General features: G+C 58.9%; 17 protein-coding genes. All 17 read right to left on the minus strand.

Going from position 1 to position 20,097, the window contains the following annotated elements; genetic code table 11:
* The 17 genes from ACKF11_RS05800 to ACKF11_RS05880 all read right to left on the minus strand — a co-directional run bounded on the left by ACKF11_RS05800 (position 1) and on the right by ACKF11_RS05880 (position 19,802).
* On the minus strand, positions 1 to 804 hold the full coding sequence (locus tag ACKF11_RS05800; RefSeq protein ID WP_407996309.1) for a DUF3325 domain-containing protein: 804 nt from the start codon (positions 802 to 804) through the stop codon (positions 1 to 3).
* Positions 801 to 1,091, minus strand: coding sequence for a DUF3649 domain-containing protein (locus tag ACKF11_RS05805; protein WP_407996310.1), 291 nt, complete (start codon positions 1,089 to 1,091; stop codon positions 801 to 803). The genes ACKF11_RS05800 and ACKF11_RS05805 overlap by 4 nt, the downstream gene beginning before the upstream one ends.
* Entirely contained in the window at positions 1,088 to 2,686 is a 1,599-nt protein-coding gene (locus tag ACKF11_RS05810; RefSeq protein WP_407996311.1) for a PepSY-associated TM helix domain-containing protein, read from the minus strand. Before ACKF11_RS05810 ends, ACKF11_RS05805 begins: the two co-directional genes overlap by 4 nt.
* A gap of 257 nt (positions 2,687 to 2,943) precedes the next feature.
* A complete protein-coding gene (locus ACKF11_RS05815; protein WP_407996312.1) occupies positions 2,944 to 5,403 on the minus strand; it encodes a TonB-dependent siderophore receptor in 2,460 nt (819 codons plus the stop codon).
* An 82-nt stretch (positions 5,404 to 5,485) separates the two neighbouring features.
* Entirely contained in the window at positions 5,486 to 6,454 is a 969-nt protein-coding gene (locus ACKF11_RS05820) for a FecR family protein (RefSeq protein WP_407996395.1), read from the minus strand.
* 5 nt (positions 6,455 to 6,459) lie between these two features.
* The gene (locus tag ACKF11_RS05825; protein ID WP_407996313.1) at positions 6,460 to 6,990 is read right to left on the minus strand and encodes a sigma-70 family RNA polymerase sigma factor; all 531 of its coding nucleotides are present in this window, start codon (positions 6,988 to 6,990) and stop codon (positions 6,460 to 6,462) included.
* Between the two features lie 127 nt (positions 6,991 to 7,117).
* Complete coding sequence (locus ACKF11_RS05830) at positions 7,118 to 9,544, minus strand: TonB-dependent siderophore receptor (RefSeq protein ID WP_407996314.1); 2,427 nt, start codon at positions 9,542 to 9,544, stop codon at positions 7,118 to 7,120.
* 200 nt (positions 9,545 to 9,744) lie between these two features.
* A complete protein-coding gene (locus ACKF11_RS05835; protein WP_407996315.1) occupies positions 9,745 to 10,728 on the minus strand; it encodes a FecR family protein in 984 nt (327 codons plus the stop codon).
* Positions 10,725 to 11,243 carry a sigma-70 family RNA polymerase sigma factor gene (locus ACKF11_RS05840; RefSeq protein ID WP_309565944.1) on the minus strand — a complete coding sequence of 173 codons (519 nt, stop codon included), beginning with the start codon at positions 11,241 to 11,243 and terminating at the stop codon, positions 10,725 to 10,727. The genes ACKF11_RS05835 and ACKF11_RS05840 overlap by 4 nt, the downstream gene beginning before the upstream one ends.
* A gap of 383 nt (positions 11,244 to 11,626) precedes the next feature.
* Complete coding sequence (locus tag ACKF11_RS05845; protein ID WP_407996316.1) at positions 11,627 to 12,277, minus strand: FxDxF family PEP-CTERM protein; 651 nt, start codon at positions 12,275 to 12,277, stop codon at positions 11,627 to 11,629.
* A 194-nt stretch (positions 12,278 to 12,471) separates the two neighbouring features.
* Positions 12,472 to 13,410, minus strand: coding sequence for a TonB-dependent siderophore receptor (locus ACKF11_RS05850; protein WP_407996317.1), 939 nt, complete (start codon positions 13,408 to 13,410; stop codon positions 12,472 to 12,474).
* The gene (locus ACKF11_RS05855) at positions 13,317 to 13,526 is read right to left on the minus strand and encodes a sigma factor (RefSeq protein ID WP_407996318.1); all 210 of its coding nucleotides are present in this window, start codon (positions 13,524 to 13,526) and stop codon (positions 13,317 to 13,319) included. The genes ACKF11_RS05850 and ACKF11_RS05855 overlap by 94 nt, the downstream gene beginning before the upstream one ends.
* Positions 13,527 to 13,602: 76 nt before the next feature.
* Positions 13,603 to 14,520 carry a tetratricopeptide repeat protein gene (locus tag ACKF11_RS05860; RefSeq protein ID WP_407996319.1) on the minus strand — a complete coding sequence of 306 codons (918 nt, stop codon included), beginning with the start codon at positions 14,518 to 14,520 and terminating at the stop codon, positions 13,603 to 13,605.
* Between the two features lie 164 nt (positions 14,521 to 14,684).
* Positions 14,685 to 16,073, minus strand: coding sequence for an efflux transporter outer membrane subunit (locus ACKF11_RS05865; RefSeq protein ID WP_407996320.1), 1,389 nt, complete (start codon positions 16,071 to 16,073; stop codon positions 14,685 to 14,687).
* A gap of 1 nt (position 16,074) precedes the next feature.
* The gene (locus ACKF11_RS05870; protein WP_407996321.1) at positions 16,075 to 18,021 is read right to left on the minus strand and encodes a MacB family efflux pump subunit; all 1,947 of its coding nucleotides are present in this window, start codon (positions 18,019 to 18,021) and stop codon (positions 16,075 to 16,077) included.
* Positions 18,018 to 19,175, minus strand: coding sequence for an efflux RND transporter periplasmic adaptor subunit (locus ACKF11_RS05875; RefSeq protein ID WP_407996322.1), 1,158 nt, complete (start codon positions 19,173 to 19,175; stop codon positions 18,018 to 18,020). The genes ACKF11_RS05870 and ACKF11_RS05875 overlap by 4 nt, the downstream gene beginning before the upstream one ends.
* On the minus strand, positions 19,176 to 19,802 hold the full coding sequence (locus tag ACKF11_RS05880) for a hypothetical protein (RefSeq protein WP_407996323.1): 627 nt from the start codon (positions 19,800 to 19,802) through the stop codon (positions 19,176 to 19,178).
* Positions 19,803 to 20,097: the final 295 nt, after the last annotated feature.

Below are 20,097 nucleotides of genomic sequence, written 5' to 3' on the forward strand. Positions count from 1 at the left end.
CTATCGCTTCTCCTTGATGAACTTGGCGGTGGCGGGGGATAGCCGCTCGATATCGAAGGCCTGCTGATACACCTCGCCACTCTTGCTTTCCACCGTCAGCCAAATCTGGTCTTCCAGCGTGGCGGCGGGAGGAATGTAAATGGCCACTTCCCTCGTCCACCTTGCGCCCTGGAACGCCAGGCCCGCGGCACGCAGGGAGCGCGGCTTGCGTATCTTCAGGTAGGCTGCGCGAATTTCGCTATCGCAGGCTTCGCAGAAGCGCAGATGGAACTCCTTGACCGGCGTCTTGCCGGCAAAGAACTCCGGACTGTCCTGGCTTTCTTCGGCGATCACGAACGTCCAGGGACCGATCTTGCCGTGGATTGCATCCTCGCGCAGCACGGCCTGCTCCGACATTTTCCAGGCATTGAACACCACCCATGACGGCACGGCAAGCAACGCGAGGACCAGCAAGGCCCGCAACGGCAAGGACAGGACTGTATCCTGCAGTTGCGGCAGCGGCTTTTCCTTGCGCGGCGCATGCTTCGGCTGCAGAGGCCACCATGGCAGCATGAACGCGATCAACACGCCCACCGCGCTTAACCAGCCCAGCAGCACGACCGGGCCGATATTCCAGTGCCATCCTGCCACGCCGCATCCCAATGCAATTGCCAGCAGGCTCCAGCCCAGCCAGTAAACAAATTTGCGCTGCCCCAAGCTCAATTCGCGCCCGGTCAACTCCCTGCCGTGCTTCTCCATGCTGGCGGCCAGCGCGGCAAAGCCTGCCAGGGCGAACAACAACACGGCGATATGGTATGCGGTCATGCGGCACCTCCCGGCATCAATAGCCAGCAAACCAACGAAATCACGGCCAGGGGAACCAGCAGGCCGATCCAGGCCTGCGTCGCGCTACGCGCATGAAACACCCAGATGACGATGCCCGCATAGACTGCAAAGCTCAACATGGTGGAAGCCAGCACGGCCTCGGCCCTGGAGACCGGCAGCAACAACGCAAACAATATGGATACCGCAGAAGCCAGGGCGTAGCCAGCGACGACTGCGGCCACGATGCGCGAGGCGACCGCCAAGCGGTAACGTGCCGTTTCGCTCATGCCTTGCCCTCCTGCTTGAGCCATCTCTTCTTGAGCTTATAGGCGATATAGGCGAAGGCGGCGGCAAACGCCAGCATGGTCAGGTCGAAGCCTGCCAGCACCCAGTCACCATGGGGCAGGGTGACGCCCAGATGCTTGTCGGTGGTGAGAAAATTCAGCACCGGAATCAGGCCGAACGCCGCTACGGCGATATACAGGCTTTCCAGCCAGGAGCGCTTGAGCGGGCGCAGGCCGGCGTAGATGAACATCCAGCCCCAGGCGGCAAACAGGCAATGCATTTCCCATTCGCCGCGGTCCGCCATTTCTATCGGCAGCAGACGGTTGGCCCAGAAGTAGGCGGCCACGGCCACCGGCAGGCCGACGATGGTGCCGACGTTGAGCACTTCCACCAGACGGTGGCCGAAGCTCGGCGTGCCGCCATGCTTGCCAAGGTAGTTATTGCGACGCTTCACCGTCCACAATACGAGGCCGGTGCCTATCATCGCGCACCCGAGCACGCCGGAGAGGAAATACAACCAGCGCAGCCACCAGCCGGCGAAATGCCCTTCGTGCAAGGCTAGCATCACGTTGCACGTCAGCATGGAGGCATTGGTCTCATTGTCGAATTCCACCGGCTCGCCCGTCACCGCGCTGAAGCGTAGCTTGGGCGGAAAGCCGCGGTTGAGTGTGGTGGAGTAATCACCGATGATTTCCACATACGGGCCTTCGGCGGCAGGGTGGCGCAACATCACCGTGGCGACCGGCACCTTGCCCCACGCCGCCTGGGCCGTTGCGACCATGTCCTCCACGGAAGCGGCAGGACGCTTCACCGGTTCGAAGACCTTATCCACCGGGTCGCGCTTGAACAGTTCGTCGTACAGCTGGCGCAATTGCTTTTCCGAGGAGCCGTACAAGGTGTCCTTCACGGTCGGCATGTACTGGAATGCGAAGAACACCAGCCCGCTGTAGGTGATCATGAGGAAGAACGGCAATGCCATGACGCTCACCAGGTTGTGCGCATCCAGCCAACTGCGCTGGCCCTTGCCGGGGCGGAAGGTGAAAAAGTCCTTGAAAATCTTCTTGTGCGTAATCACGCCGCTGATGATCGCCAGCAGCATGAACATGGTGCACACGCCGACGATGCGGAACGCGACATCGTAATCAATGTAATGCAACGCGTAGTGCATTTCATACAGCTCCCAGCCGCCGCCGGTCTCCCGGCCTTCCACAGGCTGGTCCGGCACGCCGGTCACCGGGTCGAAATTCTCGTTGCCGCGCCGCCCGCGCTCCAGTCCCGGACGCGGCATGTCTTCCCAGGCGATGCCGGCTTCACGGTCCGTGCGCTCGGCCAGCCCGCGATGCGGCAAGGTGATGCTCCACATCCTGGCGTCGGGCGCCACCTGCTCGAGACGGTCCAAGCCCAGCTTCAGCACCTGGGCGGACGGCACCTCGACCACTTTCTTGGGCAGTGGCAGCTCCGGCTGCATCCAACGCGTAATCTCGGCGTTCACATAGCCCGTCGTCCCGGTGACGAATACGAAAAACAACACCCAGCCGACCAACAGGCCCACCCAGGTGTGCAGCCAGGCCATGCTCTGGCGAAAACCTTCTTTCACAGCGAATCCTTGCTCGGTTCAATCAAAAGGCGGATAGGGCCGCTATCCGCCTTGCATATTCATTGAGGCAGCCCATCATGCGGATGGGCCAATATTTCGAAATATTACCCTCTTATTAGTAATGACACTTGAGAATGCAAAAAGGACACCCCAAACCCAAAATTTTTTTGCCTGGCTATCAATAAAAGCGAACAGGCCGCACAGAGGCGGCCTGCATATGGGGAAATACGTAACTCGATTTATAGCATGATAATAGCCTAGAATCGGTAGCGTGCCGTCAGCAACACGCTCCTGGGGGTGCCAAACACATTGCCCCCGGTGCCCCAGCCTATGGTCTGGTAATAATACTTGTCGAACAAGTTATTAATATTCAGGCGGAATTCCGTCTTCTCGTTCAAGGTGTAGCTGCCATTCAGCCCCACAATCGCATAAGCGGATTGCTGGATGCGCGGGTCGTCGTTCGCCTTGATGCTGTTCTGCGCATACACGCTGCCGCCCACACGCCAGCGTGAAAGTTCGCCCGGCAGACGGTAGTTCGTCATCAGCTTGAACTGGTGGCGCGGCAAATTGCTGTTGTACAGCCTGCCGATATTGTCAGGGTCGTCATCCTTGGTATATTTGGCCGCCACATAGGTATAGCCGGTCATGACCTGCAAGTTTGGCGTCAACGCACCACTGACTTCCAATTCAACACCCTTGCTTTCCACCTCGCCGGAAGCGCGCTGGCAATATCCCCCGGTGCTGCCGGGGCAAGGGTTGGGGCCGCTCAAGTCGTTGACGGCGCGGTTCTGCTGCTTGACGATAAAGGTAGCCAGGTTGGCATGCAGTCTGCCGCCGAAATACTCCCCTTTCACCCCAATTTCATAATTGGTGCCTGTGATCGGCTCTAGCAGGTTGCCGCTTTTATCCACGCTGCTTTGGGGTTCGAAAATCTCGGTCCAGCTTGCATAGACCGAGTGCGCCTCGTTCACGTCGTAAATAATGCCGGCATAAGGCGTGATCTCTCGCGTCACCTTATATTCGGAGTGATTCAGGTGGTTCTGGTTTTCATACCAATTGGAACGCGCACCCAGGATAACCTTGAGAGAGTCGGCAATATTCAAGCGTGTCACGGCATAAGCGCCTTTCTGCCGGGTCGTGGTATCGATCTCCCACAACGACATATTAATGCCAGGCTCAGCAACGCTGGATGAGCTCCAGTTGTAGGGGTCGACCACCGGAGCGGAAGTGGACCAGCTATAAGATGCCCAGCCTCCCCAGTTCTTGTTGTCATACTTGCGGTAGTTGGCGCCCAACATCAATTCATGGCTGCGCCCGAACAAGGTAAACGGGCCGTTGAGCGACGCATCGTAGCTATCCTGCTTGTTATCGAGCCGGTAGCTTTGGCTGTTCTGGTAGAGCACGCCGCTGTTCCGGCTTAACCCGGAGAACAGCATATCCTGCTCCGGGCGCTTCCAGACGGCAGCCGCCTTGAGTTGCCAATCATTGGCGAACTTGTGGGTCAAGTCGGCGAATACCGTGACGTCGGTTTGTTTCCAATAGTCGAAATCATTGGCAAGGTTGGTGGAGCGCTTGAGCCCGGAAAGAAAACTGCCGTCCGCATTGGTAGGCTGGCCGGGAATCAAGCCGTCGTTATCTACCCTGCGATAATGTATGCCCAGCGCAGCGACCGTGGCATCGCCCAGGTCTGCTTCCAAAATGCCGTAAAACTGCTGGTTGCGCCCATGCGCAGCATCGTAGAAGTAATCGTTATCCTGTGCCGTGACCACGGTACGTCCACGCAGGGTGCCTGCGGCATTCAGCGGGCCGCTCGCATCCAGCACCGCGCGGAAATTGTTCCAGCTTCCCGCACTCAAGGTCACGCTGGATTGCGCTTCCGCCGTCGGCCGCTTGCGCACGAGATTGAGCGCTGCCGATGGCGTGCCGGCACCGGTGGTCAGGCCCGTAGCCCCGCGCACGACCTCCACACGATCGTAGATATCCAGGGCGTCGTTATCGGCATTGAACGTACCGTTTGCCCCCGTGCTGGTCGGCAAGCCATCCAGCAACAAGTTGGAAATCTGGAAACCCCGCGAGAAGAAGCCGCCTGAATCCCCTGTGTAGTAGCCTTTCTGCACGATCAAACCAGTGATGTTCTGTACGGCGTCGTCCAAGGTGATCAAACCTTGGTCCTCGATCTGCTGGCGGGTCAGCACGCTCACCGATTGCGGCGTTTCCCTGGAAGATAGGTTCATCTTGGTCGCAGTGCTCATGCTTTTTGTGGTGTACGAACCTGTGCCTTCCGTCACAGCCGTGGTTTCCGCCACGGCCTTGACGGAGATTTCCGGCAATACATCAGGACTTGATGAAATACTGCCTAACGGCACTTTCTTCAATGTGTAGCCGCCATCCGCCGCCGGTGTCACCTGCAGCCCGGAATTCCGCAACACTAGGTCAAAGCCTTGCTTGATAGTGTAGCTGCCTTTAAACCCGGAGCTGGTTTTCCCTGAAGTAAGGGTAGGATCAAACGACAAAATCACGCCCGCCGCTTGCGCGTAGCTATTGAGTACGCCGGTAAGGGAACCGGCGGCAATCTCATAGAACTTTACACTTTCAGCCTGCACAGCAGGTTCAGCCTGGCTGGATGATGCGTAAGCAAGCAAGAAAACGGATGAAAAAGCCAGCGCCACCCGCATGGCTGCGGACAACGGCTTTCTCCTAGAGTCAAAATGTTGCATTTAAGGTAGTGCTCCCTGTTGTATTGTCTTCATCAACGATGACGCATCAAAAGCAGGGAGGGACAGCGAATGCGAAATATTTTTATTTGATAGGCGTGATGACCGTCAGCCAGGGCGTGTATTGCGTCATGACGACGGGGGTCGTATCCGCGAGCACTTTGAGGGTGTGGGCTGTGTCGTCGAGCGCGAATACGCCGGACACATGGACGTTGCCAACCGCTTCGTCGTTGAAGTAGAGATGCCCGCGATGGTAGCGCTGCAATTCTTTCAGCAACAGCGGTAGCGGCATGTCGTCCGCCACCAGCTTGAAGCGCTTCCAGGCGGTTTCTGCCTGGACGTCGGCCTGGGCCTTGGTGAGCGCCAGGCCGCGTTGCAGGCGGGCCGACTCGCCAGGCTGCAGGGTCACGCACTCTGACTGCAGGCCGCAAGCCTCGACGCTGGACTCGATCACCGTAACCTGCGTCACTTTCTTCTGCCGCCTGACAGCATATTGCGTACCCAGCGCCCGCGCAGTGCCTTCGGCGGTTTCGACGATGAACGGCCGCTGTTTGTCCTTGGCTACTTCCACGAGGATCTTGCCTTGCAACAGTTCTATCCGGCGCTGCCCTTGACTGAAATCCACGTTCACCGCGCTATGAGTATCCAGCGTGATCCGGCTGCTGTCCGCCAGCTGGATCACGCGCTGCTCGCCGATGCCGGTGTTGTAATCTGCCCGCATGACCCGGGCGGGCTGGGTCTGCGATGCCAATCCGGCCGCCACGGTAACCGCCAGCAGCGAAAGTATCCTGGTAGCCGTCTTCATGCGTTTGCCGCGGCGAGGTTTGAGCACGGCGTTCAATGCGGCCTTGCCCGGCGCATCCTGCGCCTCGTCGAAGCTGGACCATAGCTTTTCCATGCGCGCATACGCCTCCGCATGCGTCACGTCCGCCTGGCGCCATTGCTCGAACTCCCTGCGCTCGGCCTCGGTGGCCTCTCCGGAATGCACCTGCGCATGCCATTTGGCGGCTTGCTCAATGATACCGGGAGCAATGTTGGCGGCTGGGCCTTGCATGTGTTTCAAGCATCTTCGCCATAGGCGATATTGTGGCAATGCACCATGGCGAGGGCGATGTATTGCTTGACCATGCTGCTGGACACCCCGAGCACCATGCCGATTTCAGGGTAGGTGAGATGCTCGAGGCGGCTCAGCATGAAGGCCTGGCGTGGTTTTTCAGGCATGGTAGCCAACATGCCTGCAATCAGGGTCAGGGTTTCAATGACTTCGAGATGCTGCTCGGGCGAGACGGAGCGGTTTTCCTCACATGCCAGCGACAATGCTTCGAGGTAGGCTTGCTCCACCTTCTGCCGCCTGGCCTGGTCGATCAGCAGGCGGGTAGCAGTGGTGGTGAGATAGGCGCGAGGCGTTTTAAGGTCCGCTAGATCGACGCGGGACACCGACAATAGGCGGCAGAACGTCTCCTGCGCCAAGTCTGCCGCCTGGTGATGGCACCCCAGCTTGTGCCGCAACCAGTTTTGCAGCCAGCCTTGGTGATCGAGGTACAAGGTACGCAGAATCTCGGTGTGGGAAGGGGTGTTTGCCGAAGACATGGCAGCAGGAACCACAGTCAATGAATGAAAATGGTTCTCATTTTATTATTCTATGCCTGGGTTAAGCAATAGAAAAACCGCTTTCCGACGGTGCAGCCTGGAAAGCGGTCGATACGATGAAGAACGGTTAGAAAGTATATCTGGCGGTCAACCTGGCGCTCCTGGGCTCGCCATAGCTTTCCCAGGCCCACTGAGCACTGTTGGAAATACCTCGGTAATAGCTTTTGTCCAGCAGGTTGTTGATATTGAGCTGGAAATCAAGGTTCTTGCTGGCCTTGTAGCCTACGATCACATCCACCAAGGTATAGGCTTTTTGCTCGACATCATTAGCAGTGCCGGATTCTTCTGCCATCGCATACATCCGGCTTTGGCGATATAAGTTAGCGCCCACCCTCCATTTTTCCCAATCGCCGAGGAACCGATAAATAGTCGTCAGCTTGAACATGTGCTCGGGCAGCAGCGTATTGAAACGGTCCCCCTTGTCATAAGTGTTGTCCTTGATGTATTCGGTGTTGGTATAGGTATAGCCTGCCCCGACTTGCCAATTGGGCCGCAATGCGCCTTGCAGCTCCATATCCACGCCCCGGCTGCGCACCTCGCCAGAGGCTTCCGCGCAACTTGTACCTACCTGGCATTCGCTGACATCCCTGACTGCGCGCGAACGATTCTTCTGGTTCACCTGGAACAAGGCGATGCTGGCATTCAACGCGCCGTCCAGGTATTCGCCCTTGAGCCCCAATTCATAATTCTCGCCGTCAATCGGGCGGATCACGTTGCCATCCCGCCCAATGCTGCTTTGCGGACTGAAAATATCGGTGAAGCTGGCATATAGCGAATGCTGGTCGTTGATATCGTATATCAGCCCCGCATACCGCGTGACGTTGCGCACCACTTTGTAATCCGAGGCATTACGGTAGTTGTCGTAGTTATACCAATCCAACCGGCCGCCCAGTATCAGTTTCCATTGGTCGGCCAGATTGAGGCGCGTCGTCACATAGGCCGCGTCCTGGCTCGTGCGCGTATGGCCGGTGCTGGTGTAGGGAAGGTTGGGCTTGAGCAATGCGCTCCTGCTCCAGTTGTATATATCCGTATTGCTGCCGATATACGTCGTTCCGTAATTTCTCGGGCTGGAGTCGAACTGGTTCCGATTGGCGCCGAACACCAGCTCATGTTGCCGCCCAAACACCTCATACTTGCCGTTCACGACCAAGTCATAGCTGGATGCCTTGTTTTCCTGCTCTCCGCGCCATGCCATGAGGTCGCGATTGATATTGCCTCCGGTCACCGTACTGCGCATGAAGGTGCCAAGGCCGTCGATGTGGCTCCACATGTATGTCGTGTTGAGCTTCAGCTTCCAGTCGTCGTTGAAGTTATGTTCAATAATGGCGAAAATGCTCTTGGTTTCCTGATCCAGATATTCCCAGCTATTCGTCAGGGTTGCAGAACGCTTGAGCTTGACGTGGCTACCATCCGGGTTGACGGGGAGTCCTCCCCACCAAGCCCCGTTTGTCCCGTCTTTTTGGCTATAGGCGCCCACGGTCAGCGTGGTTTTCTCCGATAGGTCGGCTTCCCCGATTGCGTAGAAAAGATGGTTGTCATAGCTCTGCCCGTTGCGGAAACTTCCCGCCTCCTGCACGGAAGCCACTACGCGCCCGCGCAACGAAGCCGCCTCATTCAATGCGCCGCCCAGATCAAGAATGCTGCCGTAGCTATCCCAGCTTCCTGCGTAGGCAGTCAAGGAGCCCTTAAATTCGCTGGTCGGCCTTTTACGCACCAAGTTGATCGCGGCCGAAGGATTGCCGGCCCCTTGCATGAGCCCGGTCGCGCCGCGCACCACTTCCACACGGTCGTACATCGCCAGGTTGGCCTGTGCGCTTGGAATGTAGGAAGACCATGGCACCAGCGCCCCGTCGTACATGATGTTGCTGATCCCGAACCCTCGCGCTTCGAAGTTGGGACGCCCCGGGCCATCCGCGTTACTGAGGAAAATGCCTGGCGTGCTTTTGACCACGTCGTTGATATTGAGCATGCCCTGGTCGTCCATGCGCTGGCGCGTGACTACCGTGACAGACTGGGGCGTCTCCCGCATGGACAGCGGCAGGCGGGTGGCTGTGCTCATGGCCTGCGTGGTGTAGGAGCCGCTGCCTTCCGTTACCGCCTCGAAGGCCGCCGCCTTCACGGCAACTTCCGGCAAGGCGTTTTCCTGCACTGCGCTATTGAGCTGTGCGCTCGCGCGGATGACGAAGCCGCCGGCCTCGTTGGCAATCGCTTGCAGGCCGGTCCCCACCAGCGCCTGCTCTATGGCCTGGCGCGGCGTGTAATTTCCCCGCACCGCACTGCCGCGCCTGCCTTCCACCAATTTTGGCTCGGCGACGATATTCTGGCCGCTGACAACGGCAATCTGGCTCAATACGTCCGCCAGGCCGGCCGCCGCAATGTCGTATTGCACGGCAGCGGCTTGCGAGGCTGGCTCGGCCGCGAATGCCGGCATAAGCGGGGAGATTGAGGAAATGGCCAATGCCAGGAGGCAAGGCCGAAAAACTGTGGACTGCATTGAGTTGCTCCCTGAGTGTTATCGAAGGTTTCTATTTCCTTGTCCAACAACCCCGGGAAAACCCCTCAACTTTTTCTGAACATTTGCTAAGAATTTGCCAACAAATTCAGAGAAACGATTCCGGCTAGCGCTCTGCCGCAGACAGTACAAGTGGTACGACAAGGCAGAGCAACAACGACAGAAGAATTTTGTGGGCAGTTCTAAACCAGGTCGATCATGGTCAGCAGGTTGCCGTACCGACGAATGCTGACCGGCAGGATGGCCTGCAATGCATGCATGGCCTGCCCGATGTCATCCAGCTGGAACATGCCGAATACGCGCAAGCCCGCGGCGCGCGGGGAAAGCCTGATCCAGCCTGCATGGTAGGCGCGCAGGCTCTCCACCACCTCTTCCAGGCTCTGGTCGCGCACATCCAGCAAGCCGTGTTCCCACGCCATGCTGGCGTTCACATTGGCCGGCTTCAAGATCAGGGCGTGTTGGTCGAACCAGGCCGCCATGGCTTCGTCTGAGGTCAATACGGCTTTGCGATGATGCAACGGCGCGACCACCAGCGATTGCTGCTGCACCATGGCATAACTTTGCCCGCCGGAAATCCCCGCCAGCATGCGGCACCCGCCGGTAGCATGCACCACGCCATGCACGGTGCACAGCAGCAAAGGCCGCAAGGCGTCCGGCGCCACATCGACAATGCAGGCGCCCTGATGCAAGGTGAGCACGCGTTGCTTCTCGGAAAAATCAATGTCGAGCGCGGAGCGTGCATTGAGCTGCACCCGGGTGCCATCTGCGAGGGCAATGTCCTTGCGCTCGCCGGTAGGCGTGACATGGTCCGACGTGATGTGGGTGAGGGGGGTGACCCGGTTGGTCAGATATGCCGTGCCCAAGCCGAGCGCCACGACGGCAACGCCGCCTTTCATGAAATGGCGGCGCTCTGCGGAGACATGGCCTGCCAATGCCTGGCGCACCGCATTCGCATGTCCCGCCTGCCGGTTCGTTAGGTGGTGGACCTGCTCGAAACCTGTCATGCTCTGGGCAAGCTGCTGCCATGCCGCCTGATGATGGGTGTCGGCATCCAGCCATGACTGGAATTGCGTATTCACCTCGTCGCTCACGGCGCCCGAACTCAGCTTGACCAGCCAGTCGACGGCGGCCTCGATCGCTTCACGGGACAAGGCTTGTTGGTTCATAACCTGCCCTCAAGACGCGCCAGGTGGCAATGCATGATGGCCTGCTTCATGTAGCGCTCGATGGTCGCGACAGAGAGATTCATTTCTTTCGCGATCGCCACATAGGTCAGGCCTTCCAGGCGGTTGAGCAGGAACGCCTGCTTCACTTTGCCTGGCAAGCCTTCAAGCTGGCGGTCTATGATGAGGATGGCTTCCTTGAGCAAGGCATATTCCTCCTGTGAAAGGCCGAACTCCTCCGGCATCTGCGCCAGGGCTTCGAGATAGGCCTGTTCCAGCTCGCGCCGCCGCCAGAAATTGTACAGTTCGCGCTTGGCCACCACCGTGAGGAAGGCGCGGGGTTCGCGTACGTCCTCCAGCTGCGGCGCCTTGAACAAGCGCACGAACGCCTCCTGGGCCAGATCATCGGCCTGCGCCGCGCCCTCAAGCTTGCGTCTCAGCCAACCGACCAGCCAGCCATGGTGATTGCGATACCATTCGGCTAACAAGTGGTGCCGAGATGCTGAATTGTTAGCCATAACCTGCCGACCCAGTATCATAAAAAGAAGGCCAGCAGGAACTGCTAGCCTTGTGAGAGTACATTTTTGGCGGAGAAAGTTAGAGTGCCAAGAATGTATGATGCCTATCATGGTTTAAATGAAAATCATTGTCAACAACATTTGCAATAGGGGTTTAGCGGATTATAGCCATCTGTCATCAAACCGTCATGCAGGTACCACTTAACCATCATATAAGCAGGCTAGGATAGGTCGCGTAGCTTGGTCATATCATCCATTCCCCCCGAAGATTGCGATTATCCCTGGCTACCGCCCTGACTTGTCAGGGCTTTTATCTTAAAGGCAGGCAAAAAAACGGCAACCTCGAGAGGTTGCCGTTTTTACTTCAGGCCTCAGCTTTTGGCTTAGGCTTGCTGCTTGCGACGTGCGGCAAAGCCTACGAAAGCCAGGCCAGCCAGCAACAGAGCATATTCGGAAGGCTCTGGAACTGCCGCTACCACTTGGTCGAGCTGGAATGCGAAGGAGTTGGCATGCGCCTCTGTGGAGAATGTCACCTTGATGGCATCAATGCCGGTCACGCTGCTCAGATCCCAGGAGAAATACTTGTAAGCATCTGCTTGAGCATTGTTATCGACCAAGGCAGCCAGGTAATCGACGCCGTCAATGGTGTAGCTCAGGGAAACGTCATACAGGCCCTTGCCGGTGCCGCCAGCTGCGCTATGGCTTTGGAACACGATCGAAGTCAGGCTGTCTGCCACCGTGAAATCTGTCAGGGTGAAGGTGGAGAAAGCACCTGCGTACTCGTACAAACCGCCACCTGCAGGATATGCAGTGCCTGCGATACGTGTGAAGACGGCATCGCCAGAACCCGCGACATTGGCGCTGTAGCCAGCCACGATATCATCCACGGTCAATGGACGGTACAACTGGTTCCAGCCATTGAACTCGGCAGAATCCGCAACATCGACAAACGGCGCTGCTGTGTCGTTCGCTTGCGCAACAGAGGCCATCATGGTCACTGCCAGTGCTGCTGAACCTACTAAATGCTTGATCATATTGAATTCCCCTTAGTGTGGCAGCGACTATGAGCGTAACTGCCGTGAGTTAATTAGTAATAATAATGATAATTCTTATTATTTATTTATGTCAATTAAAGCTTATACCAAAAATCAATATAACAAAATATCTTCCACCCGATGGCAAACTTATCGCACCAGAGGGTAGAAGATTTTGCAGGACTCGATGGATGCTAGAAATTGCCGCGCACGGTCAGCATGACACTTTGCGGTTCGGCATACTGGCTGCGCAAGGCATCGGTGTAATAGCGTTTATCGAAAATATTGTTGATGTTCAACGCAGCAGTCCAATGCTCATCAATGCGGTAGCTCGCATAAGCATTCCAGACGGAGTATCCATGCTGGTTGCGCGTCACAGTTCCAGCCGATCCATAGGGATCGACGTACGATAATTTGCTTTGCAACGTGAACCCACCTCCCACAGTGAACCTATCCCACTCGCCAGGCAGCTTGTAGGTAGCCCACGTCCACAGCAAATGCCGGGGATTATGGTCGCCCATCAAGCGGTTGCCTTCATTATCAGAAGGCGCGCCCGTTGCAGTTCTGTCCTTGAGGTATTTGGCGGCGTTGAATGTGTAACCTGCGGAAAGCTGGAGGTCAGGCAAGACTTCTCCATTGACCTCGGCCTCAAGCCCTTCGCTCCTGACCTTGCCGCCATTGATCGAACATCCGCCGCCTACAGGCGAGGCCGGGCAATTGGTGGGGAATCTGGGGTCGGTCATGGCGCGGTTGTCCTGGTCGATCCGGAACAAGGCCAACGAAGTATTCAGCTTGCCGCCGTAAAACTCGCCCTTGACGCCCGCTTCGTAATTGGTGCCCACAGCCGGTTCTAACGGATTGCCGGCAGCCGTGTAGGAAGAACTTTGCGGTTGGAAGATATCCGTATAACTGCCGTAAGCAGACCAGGTGTCGTTGATGCGCCAGATCAAGGCTGCATATGGCGTGACTTCGCGCGTCTGTTTATAGGAAGTATTGCTGGAATTCTCAAACTCATACCAACTGACGCGCCCGCCCAGAATCAGCTTGAGCGAATCCGCCAGTTGCGAGCCTTGCCGGCCACCATCAGGCGGACAAAAGTGTCGTGTGCCAGATCGGCCGCAATATGCTGGCAACCCAGCTTCTTGCGCAGCCAGGCATAAAGCCAGCCATGATGGCTGCTATAAAGCTGATGCACTAGGTTGGAGATGATGGGATTCTTAGCGGACACAGTAACGCGGTGGCTGGACACCGGCCGGAATTAAAGAAAAATCATTCTTATTATTAGCTAATTATGGGGAGATGGCAATCAATGCCAGCCAGGATGTTCAGCTCAGTCTGATGTGAAGGGAAGCTTCCCCTTGCGCCTGCACATGGCCCCGGCGTGCCGCGCAGCGCAGCCACCAGCGACCCACGGAAAGGCTGGCGATATCCCCCTGGCCCAACAGGAACCTGGCATATGCGTAAGCATCGTGCCCGTCGCCCTGTTGCGCGCATTTGTGCAGGGCTTCAATGCCCACTTGGCGTAAAGCCGGGTGAGGGTGCTTGAGCAAGTTGGCCGCCATGGTGCGGGAAAATGCCAGGTGCGCATTGACCAGCGCTTCGCGCATCCAATGGCGCGCGCCCTCCGCTTGGCCACGCTCCGACAACATCAGGGCATAGTTGTATTGCCCGCGGAAATCCCCTGCCTCGGCAGAACGGCGGTAATAGTCGAAGGCTTTTTCCTGGTCCTGCTCTCCCAGCCAGCCCTCCTCGAAGAACCTGCCGACCACGCCCAGCGACTTGGCGTGCCCTAATTCGGCGGCCTTGTGATACCAGTCGAATGCCTGCTGCTCATTTTTCTCCACGCCCAAGCCATGCAGCAACAGGTTGGCATAGTTGTACATGCCCCAATCCAGCCCCTGGTCGGCCGACATGCGGAACCAGTATGCCGCGCAGGCATGATCCACCGGGCCGCCCCAGCCTTGGTCGTAGGCGCGTCCGAGCATGTTCATCCCGAGCAGGTGGCCCGCTTCCGCCGCCTTGCGGAACCAGATCCTCGCCTGCCTGGGATCTGGCTCCATGCCATGCCCGTCAAGATAAGCCTGCCCGAGCAGCGCCTGCGCCTCTGGCTCCCCTTGTTCAGCCAGCGCGCGTATCCATTGCACGGCCTCGCGCGGATCGCTTGCGAGACGGCGTTTCAGTTCTTCCGCACTGATATTGTTGAGGTATTCAGGGGTAATGGATTGGGCACTGCTGGCAGACATGCTGAGTGAGAACAGGAATTAATCAGGAGGTGACTATACACCAAATCCTGCCCATTTATTCTATCCAATGCGGTCAATTAGACGCGGCGATTATTTGAACCGCGGCGAGCATACTGACGGGACAAGCCCGAGGATATGGCTGCAAAACGCACGCCCTCTGCTTGCTAGGGGCGTTGCCAGCCCCCGCCCAAGGCGCGATAAAGATCGACAGCGGCTTGCAGTCGTTGCTGACGCAACTGCAGGTCCAGGTCCTGTGCCGTGAACAGGGTGCGTTGCGTATCGAGCATGGTCAGCATGGTTTCCGCGCCCGCCTGGTAGCGCGACTGGGCCAGGGCAAAAGCGCGTTCGGCATTCTCCAGCGCCAGGGTTTGCGCAATGGCTTGCTGCTCCAGCCCGGCAATCCGGTTGAGCGCCGCCTCGACATCGCCCAACGCGGCAATAATGGCTTGGCGGTAATTCGCCAATAGTTCCTTGCGGCGCGCGATCGCATAGTCGCGTTGCGCCGCGAGGCGGCCAGCGTTGAAGATTGGCACCGTCAACCCGGCTGCCAAGTTGTATAAAGGCGCATCGAAGAAATCGCGCAAGTGCTCACTATTGCTGGAAAACCCACCTGTCAAGCGGATGCTGGGCAACATGGCAGCCCGCGCCACCTGGATATCGGCATCGGCGGCAAGCAGCCTGGCCTCGGCCAAGGCAATGTCCGGCCGACGGACAAGCAATTCAGAGGGCACGCCCGAATCGGCTATCGGCAGCTGCAATTGGCGCACGCTGTTCTCCATGAGCTGCAACTCTCCCACCGGCCTTGAGGCCAGTGTTGCCAGGGCGGCTTCAGCATTGCCTTGCTGTTGCCGCAGCAAGGCCACGGTGCGGCGCTGGCTTGCCACCAAGCCTTGCTGCTGGGCTTGCTCGATCGCGGTAGCGGCCCCGGCGCGGTAGCGCGACTCGACCAGGGCCAATACACGCTCGGCGTTCTCCAGGTTGCTCCTGGCTATGCCGACTCTTTCGGCCAAGCCGACTGCCTCCACCCAGGTCATGGCGACGTTGGCGCCCAGGGTCACGCGCATGCTGTCGCGATCGAACTCGGTGGCGCGGAGATTGCTCAACGCTCCTTGGTAGGCGGCGCGGTTCTTGCCCCAGAAATCGATTTCATAACTCGCGAGCAAACCTGCGGAATAGGTGCTCAGGCGGTTGGCATCGCTGCTTCCTCCCAGCCGTTGCTGGCGGCCGATATTGCCGGTAGCGGAGACTTCCGGCAGCAGGGGCGCCCCGGCAACCACGGCTAGGTGCTGTGCCTGCTCGACACGCGCAATGGCAGCGGCAATATCGTAGCTGTCCAGTTGCGCCTGCTGCACCATGCCCGCAAGCGCATTGCTGCCGAAAGACAGCCACCAGTCGCCATCCCGCGCCTGGGCCGCTTCAAGCTCAGTACCGGGCGCGCCATTGCGCCATTGTGCAGGCAGGTTGCGCAGGCCGTCCTCGGCCTGCAATTGCGGCGGTTTGACGTTGGTGCAGGCAGGCAATAGCAACAGCAGGAATAAACGCAGGACTTTCATGTCACTCACTGGCAAGGGCGACCACCGGGTCAAGCTTGGCCGCCTGGCGTGCAGGCATGAAACCAAAGACCAATCCGGTAATCACGGAACAGAAGAATGCGCCGATGATGGCGCTCAGGGAAAAGATCACGGGCATGCCCCAGAACACCAGCACGACGCCTATCGCCAGGCCGGATACCACGCCGGTCACCCCGCCGACCGTGGTGACCAGCACCGCCTCGGTGAGGAATTGCTGCAGGATGTCGCGCTGGCGCGCGCCGGTCGCCATGCGGATGCCGATCTCGCGCGTGCGCTCCCGCACCGTCATCAGCATGACGTTCATCACGCCTATGCCGCCAACGCCTAACGAAACAATGGCAATCAGGGCCAACATCATGCTCATGCTGTCCTGGGTCTTGGCCTGGGCCGCAATCCAGGCCGCCGCATTCTCCAGGCCATAATCCCGAACCCTGTGACGCGAAAACAGGACTTCATCGACGGCTTTTCCCGCAGCATCCACTTGTCTCATGTCACCGACTTCCAGCGTAACATAGGAGGGATCGCGCTCGCCGAACACCCGCGTGCTGGCAGTGGAATAAGGGATGACCACCAGGTCGTCGTCGCTCTGGTCGCCCGTCACGGCGCCTTTCGAGCCCAGCACCCCGATCACCTGGAACGGCACGTTGCCGATCAGGATAGTCTCCCCCACGGGGTTTTCCACATCCGGCATCAGGTTTTGCGCCAGGCGCGGGCCGATGACGGCCACCGTCGCCATGCGCTGGTCATCCTCTTCAGTGAAGAAAGAACCATTGACCACCGGCCAGTTCAACATGCGCGACATGGCCGCGCCCGAGCCCTTGATGCGGGTCTGCACATCCTCGTTGCCGTAGCGCACGACCTTGCTGCCGGAGAGGTTGGGCAGCACATAAGTGATATGCGGCAGCTCCCCGATGGCTTCCAGGTCGCCCGCACTGATGCCGCGGCCCGGCACGCGCGAACTTTCACGTTTGGGATTGACGTAGATATGATTGGTGCCGAAGGCGCCCAACTCTGCCACCACGCGCTCCTTGGTGCCCATGCCCACCGCCATCATCACGATCACCGAGGCCACGCCGATGATGATGCCGAGCAGGGTCAGCGCAGTGCGGAAGCGGTTGACCCACATCACGCGCCAAGCCGCCCGGCATGCCTCGAGGAAATCGCCGCGCCACTGCACCTGTCCCGCATCGGCTTCCAGCGTGAACTCAGGCGCCGCATCGCCGGCAGCGCGTTGCACGGAGCCGGCATCGCTGATGACATGGCCGTCGCGTATTTCGATCACGCGCCGCGCATTGGCCGCCACGTCGCGGTCATGGGTAATGAGGATGATGGTATGGCCTGCATCGGCCAGCTCGTTGAGCAGGCGCATGACTTCCTCGCCGCTGCGCGAATCGAGCGCGCCGGTCGGCTCATCGGCCAGGATGATGCGGCCGCCGTTCATGAGCGCGCGCGCGATCGACACGCGCTGCTGCTGGCCGCCCGATAATTGCTTGGGACGATAGTGCAGCCGCTCCCCCAGTCCGAGCCTATCTAGCAATGCCCGGGCACGCGCTGCACGTTCGTGCTCGGGCATGCCGGCGTAGAGCGCCGGGATTTCGACGTTTTCCTGCGCGGTCTCGGTCGCGATCAGGTGATAGCCCTGGAAGACGAAGCCAAACGCTTCGCGGCGCAGCCACGCCAGCTCGTCGACGTCCATCTCCGCCACATTGCGCCCGGAAAAACGATACTGGCCCGAGCTCGGCTTATCCAGGCAGCCCAGGATATTCATGAGGGTGGACTTGCCCGAGCCGGAAGCGCCGACGATCGCCACGAACTCGCCAGCATGGATATCCAGTGAAATGCCGTGCAGGATATCCACCCGGGGCTTGTCCCCGCCGCCATAGTGCTTGCGGATATCCACCAGCGAGATCAGGGGCTGGCGGTCACTCAAAACTGGAATCTCCAGGGGCTGGGCTTGGGCGTCTTGTCCGCCGTGATCAACCGCTCGTCTTCCGAAAGGCCGGACAACACTTCGGCGCGCAAGCGCGTGCGCACGCCTGTCGTCACTTCATGCCATACCACCTTGCCATCCTGCAATACGCGCACCTTGTACTTGCCCGCTTTGGCATCGACTTCAGTGAGCGCCATGATCGGCACGGTGAGTATCCGGTTGGCCGCTGCCACGACGAAGGAGGTTTGCGCGGTCATCTGCGGCATCAGCTCGCCATCGCTGTTGTCGACATCGAACAGCACGGTATAGAGCACGACTTTGTTGCTGCTCGGCGTTTGCGTGGCGGTAGCGCTCGCGCCTTCGGGTTTGGGCGGCGCCGGCAGCACCTGGCGCACCGTGCTGCTCCAGCGGCGCTCGTCCCCGCCCAAGGTCTTGAAATAGACCTGCATGCCGGGTTTCACATGCCGCACGTCGGCCTCGGAAACGTCCGTCCATACGGTCATGGTGGAGAGGTCGGCGATCCGCAGCAAGGTGGGGGTCTGGTAGGTGGCATTCAGGGTCTGCCCGGTCTTGGCCTCGATCGAGACCACCGTGCCGGACATGGGCGCATAAATCTTGGTGAAGCCGAGCAGGGCTTCATTCCCCTGCAGGGTCGATTGGGTCTGGTCTATCTGCGCCTTGAGGTTGTTGATCCTCGCCGCCGCGGTTTTCAGGGCGGCTTGCGCCTGCTGCACCTCCTCGGTACGTGTCGAGCCGTCCGCCTGCATCTGCTGCTGGCGCTCATGCTGCTGGCTGGCCAGCACGTATTGCGCCTCCTGCTCCTGCAACTGGGCCTGCAAACCCGCCAATGCGGCGCGACCGGCATCGACGGTCGCCTGGGGCACCCGCGGGTCGATCTCGGCCAGCAACTGGCCTTTCTGGACCGTATCGCCAGGCTCCACATGCAAGGCCAGTATCTGGCCGGAAACCTGTGCGCCGACATCGACATAGCTGAGCGGCTGCAAAGTGCCGATGGCGGTGACGTTGTGCTCGATATCCCCGCGCTTGACCAGCTCGATCTCGAAAGCGTCAGCCGGGTCCTGGCCGCGTGCAAGCCAGGCTGCGCCAACCACTGCCAGCACGGCGGCCAGCAGTGCAATCTTCCCCCGCTTCATCTAGCGCTTGACCTCGAAACTCAATGTCGCAGTATGCCGTACATCGTCGTACTTGGTGCCCTGGTAGGTCATGCTGCCGTTGACGCGCGCGGTGACTTCGAGGATATAGATGCCCGCGAACGGGGTGGTGAGCGTCACGGTGCCGTCTTCCGACGGCTTCAAGGTGCGGATCCAGCCCTCGCTGGTGCTCACGTTGACCTGCGAGGCCGCGATCGCGTTTCCCTTCCATACCAGCTTGAAGGTATTGCCGCCGGCCTCGGTCGGCACCAGCTCGAGGTCGTTCACGGCCTTGGTTTCACCGCGCCCGAACTTTGCCTGGTAGAAATGCAGCACCTTGTCCTGGCCCACCGCTTGCGCCGTCAGCCGGATATCGCCGCCGGCCGGTGCCGTCACCTGCACGCGGTCGGCTGCAACCTTGGTTGCCAGCTCCTTGCCGTCAACCAGCAATCCCCGAATGGCGCTCAAGCCGGCAGGATCGAGCCGCGAAGACTCGTAAAGCCCCAGGTAGGCCTTCGCGCCGCTTTCGTCCGGTTCCAGCCAGAGGTAGTTTGCACCTGCGCTGAAGCTCGCAAGCAATGCCGTTGCGGCGATGGCCCAGCGGGCGGCCAAGGATTGTCGTGTTCTCATGTGTTTTCCATTCTCGTTATAGCGTGAGTAAAAATTGAGCTCTCACTAGTAATGACACGCGAGAATGAAAAAAGGACACCCCTGCACAGAAAATTTCATAAAAATAGGCAGGCGTCGCATATTGAGAAGCCATAAAAAACGGGGCACCAAGGCCCCGTATTAAATACAATAGCGATATATATTCAAGCCGGCATACGCTTGAAATAGAGCGGAAAAAACGGCAACACACTCACCCAGGCCTTATCATGCTCTGGGGTCATGTAAAACCCAATGAACGCTGCACGCCACGAGAATT

It is taken from the genome of Methylobacillus draconifructus (assembly GCF_045984385.1).
In the GTDB taxonomy this organism is placed as follows: Bacteria; Pseudomonadota; Gammaproteobacteria; order Burkholderiales; family Methylophilaceae; genus Methylobacillus; species Methylobacillus flagellatus_A.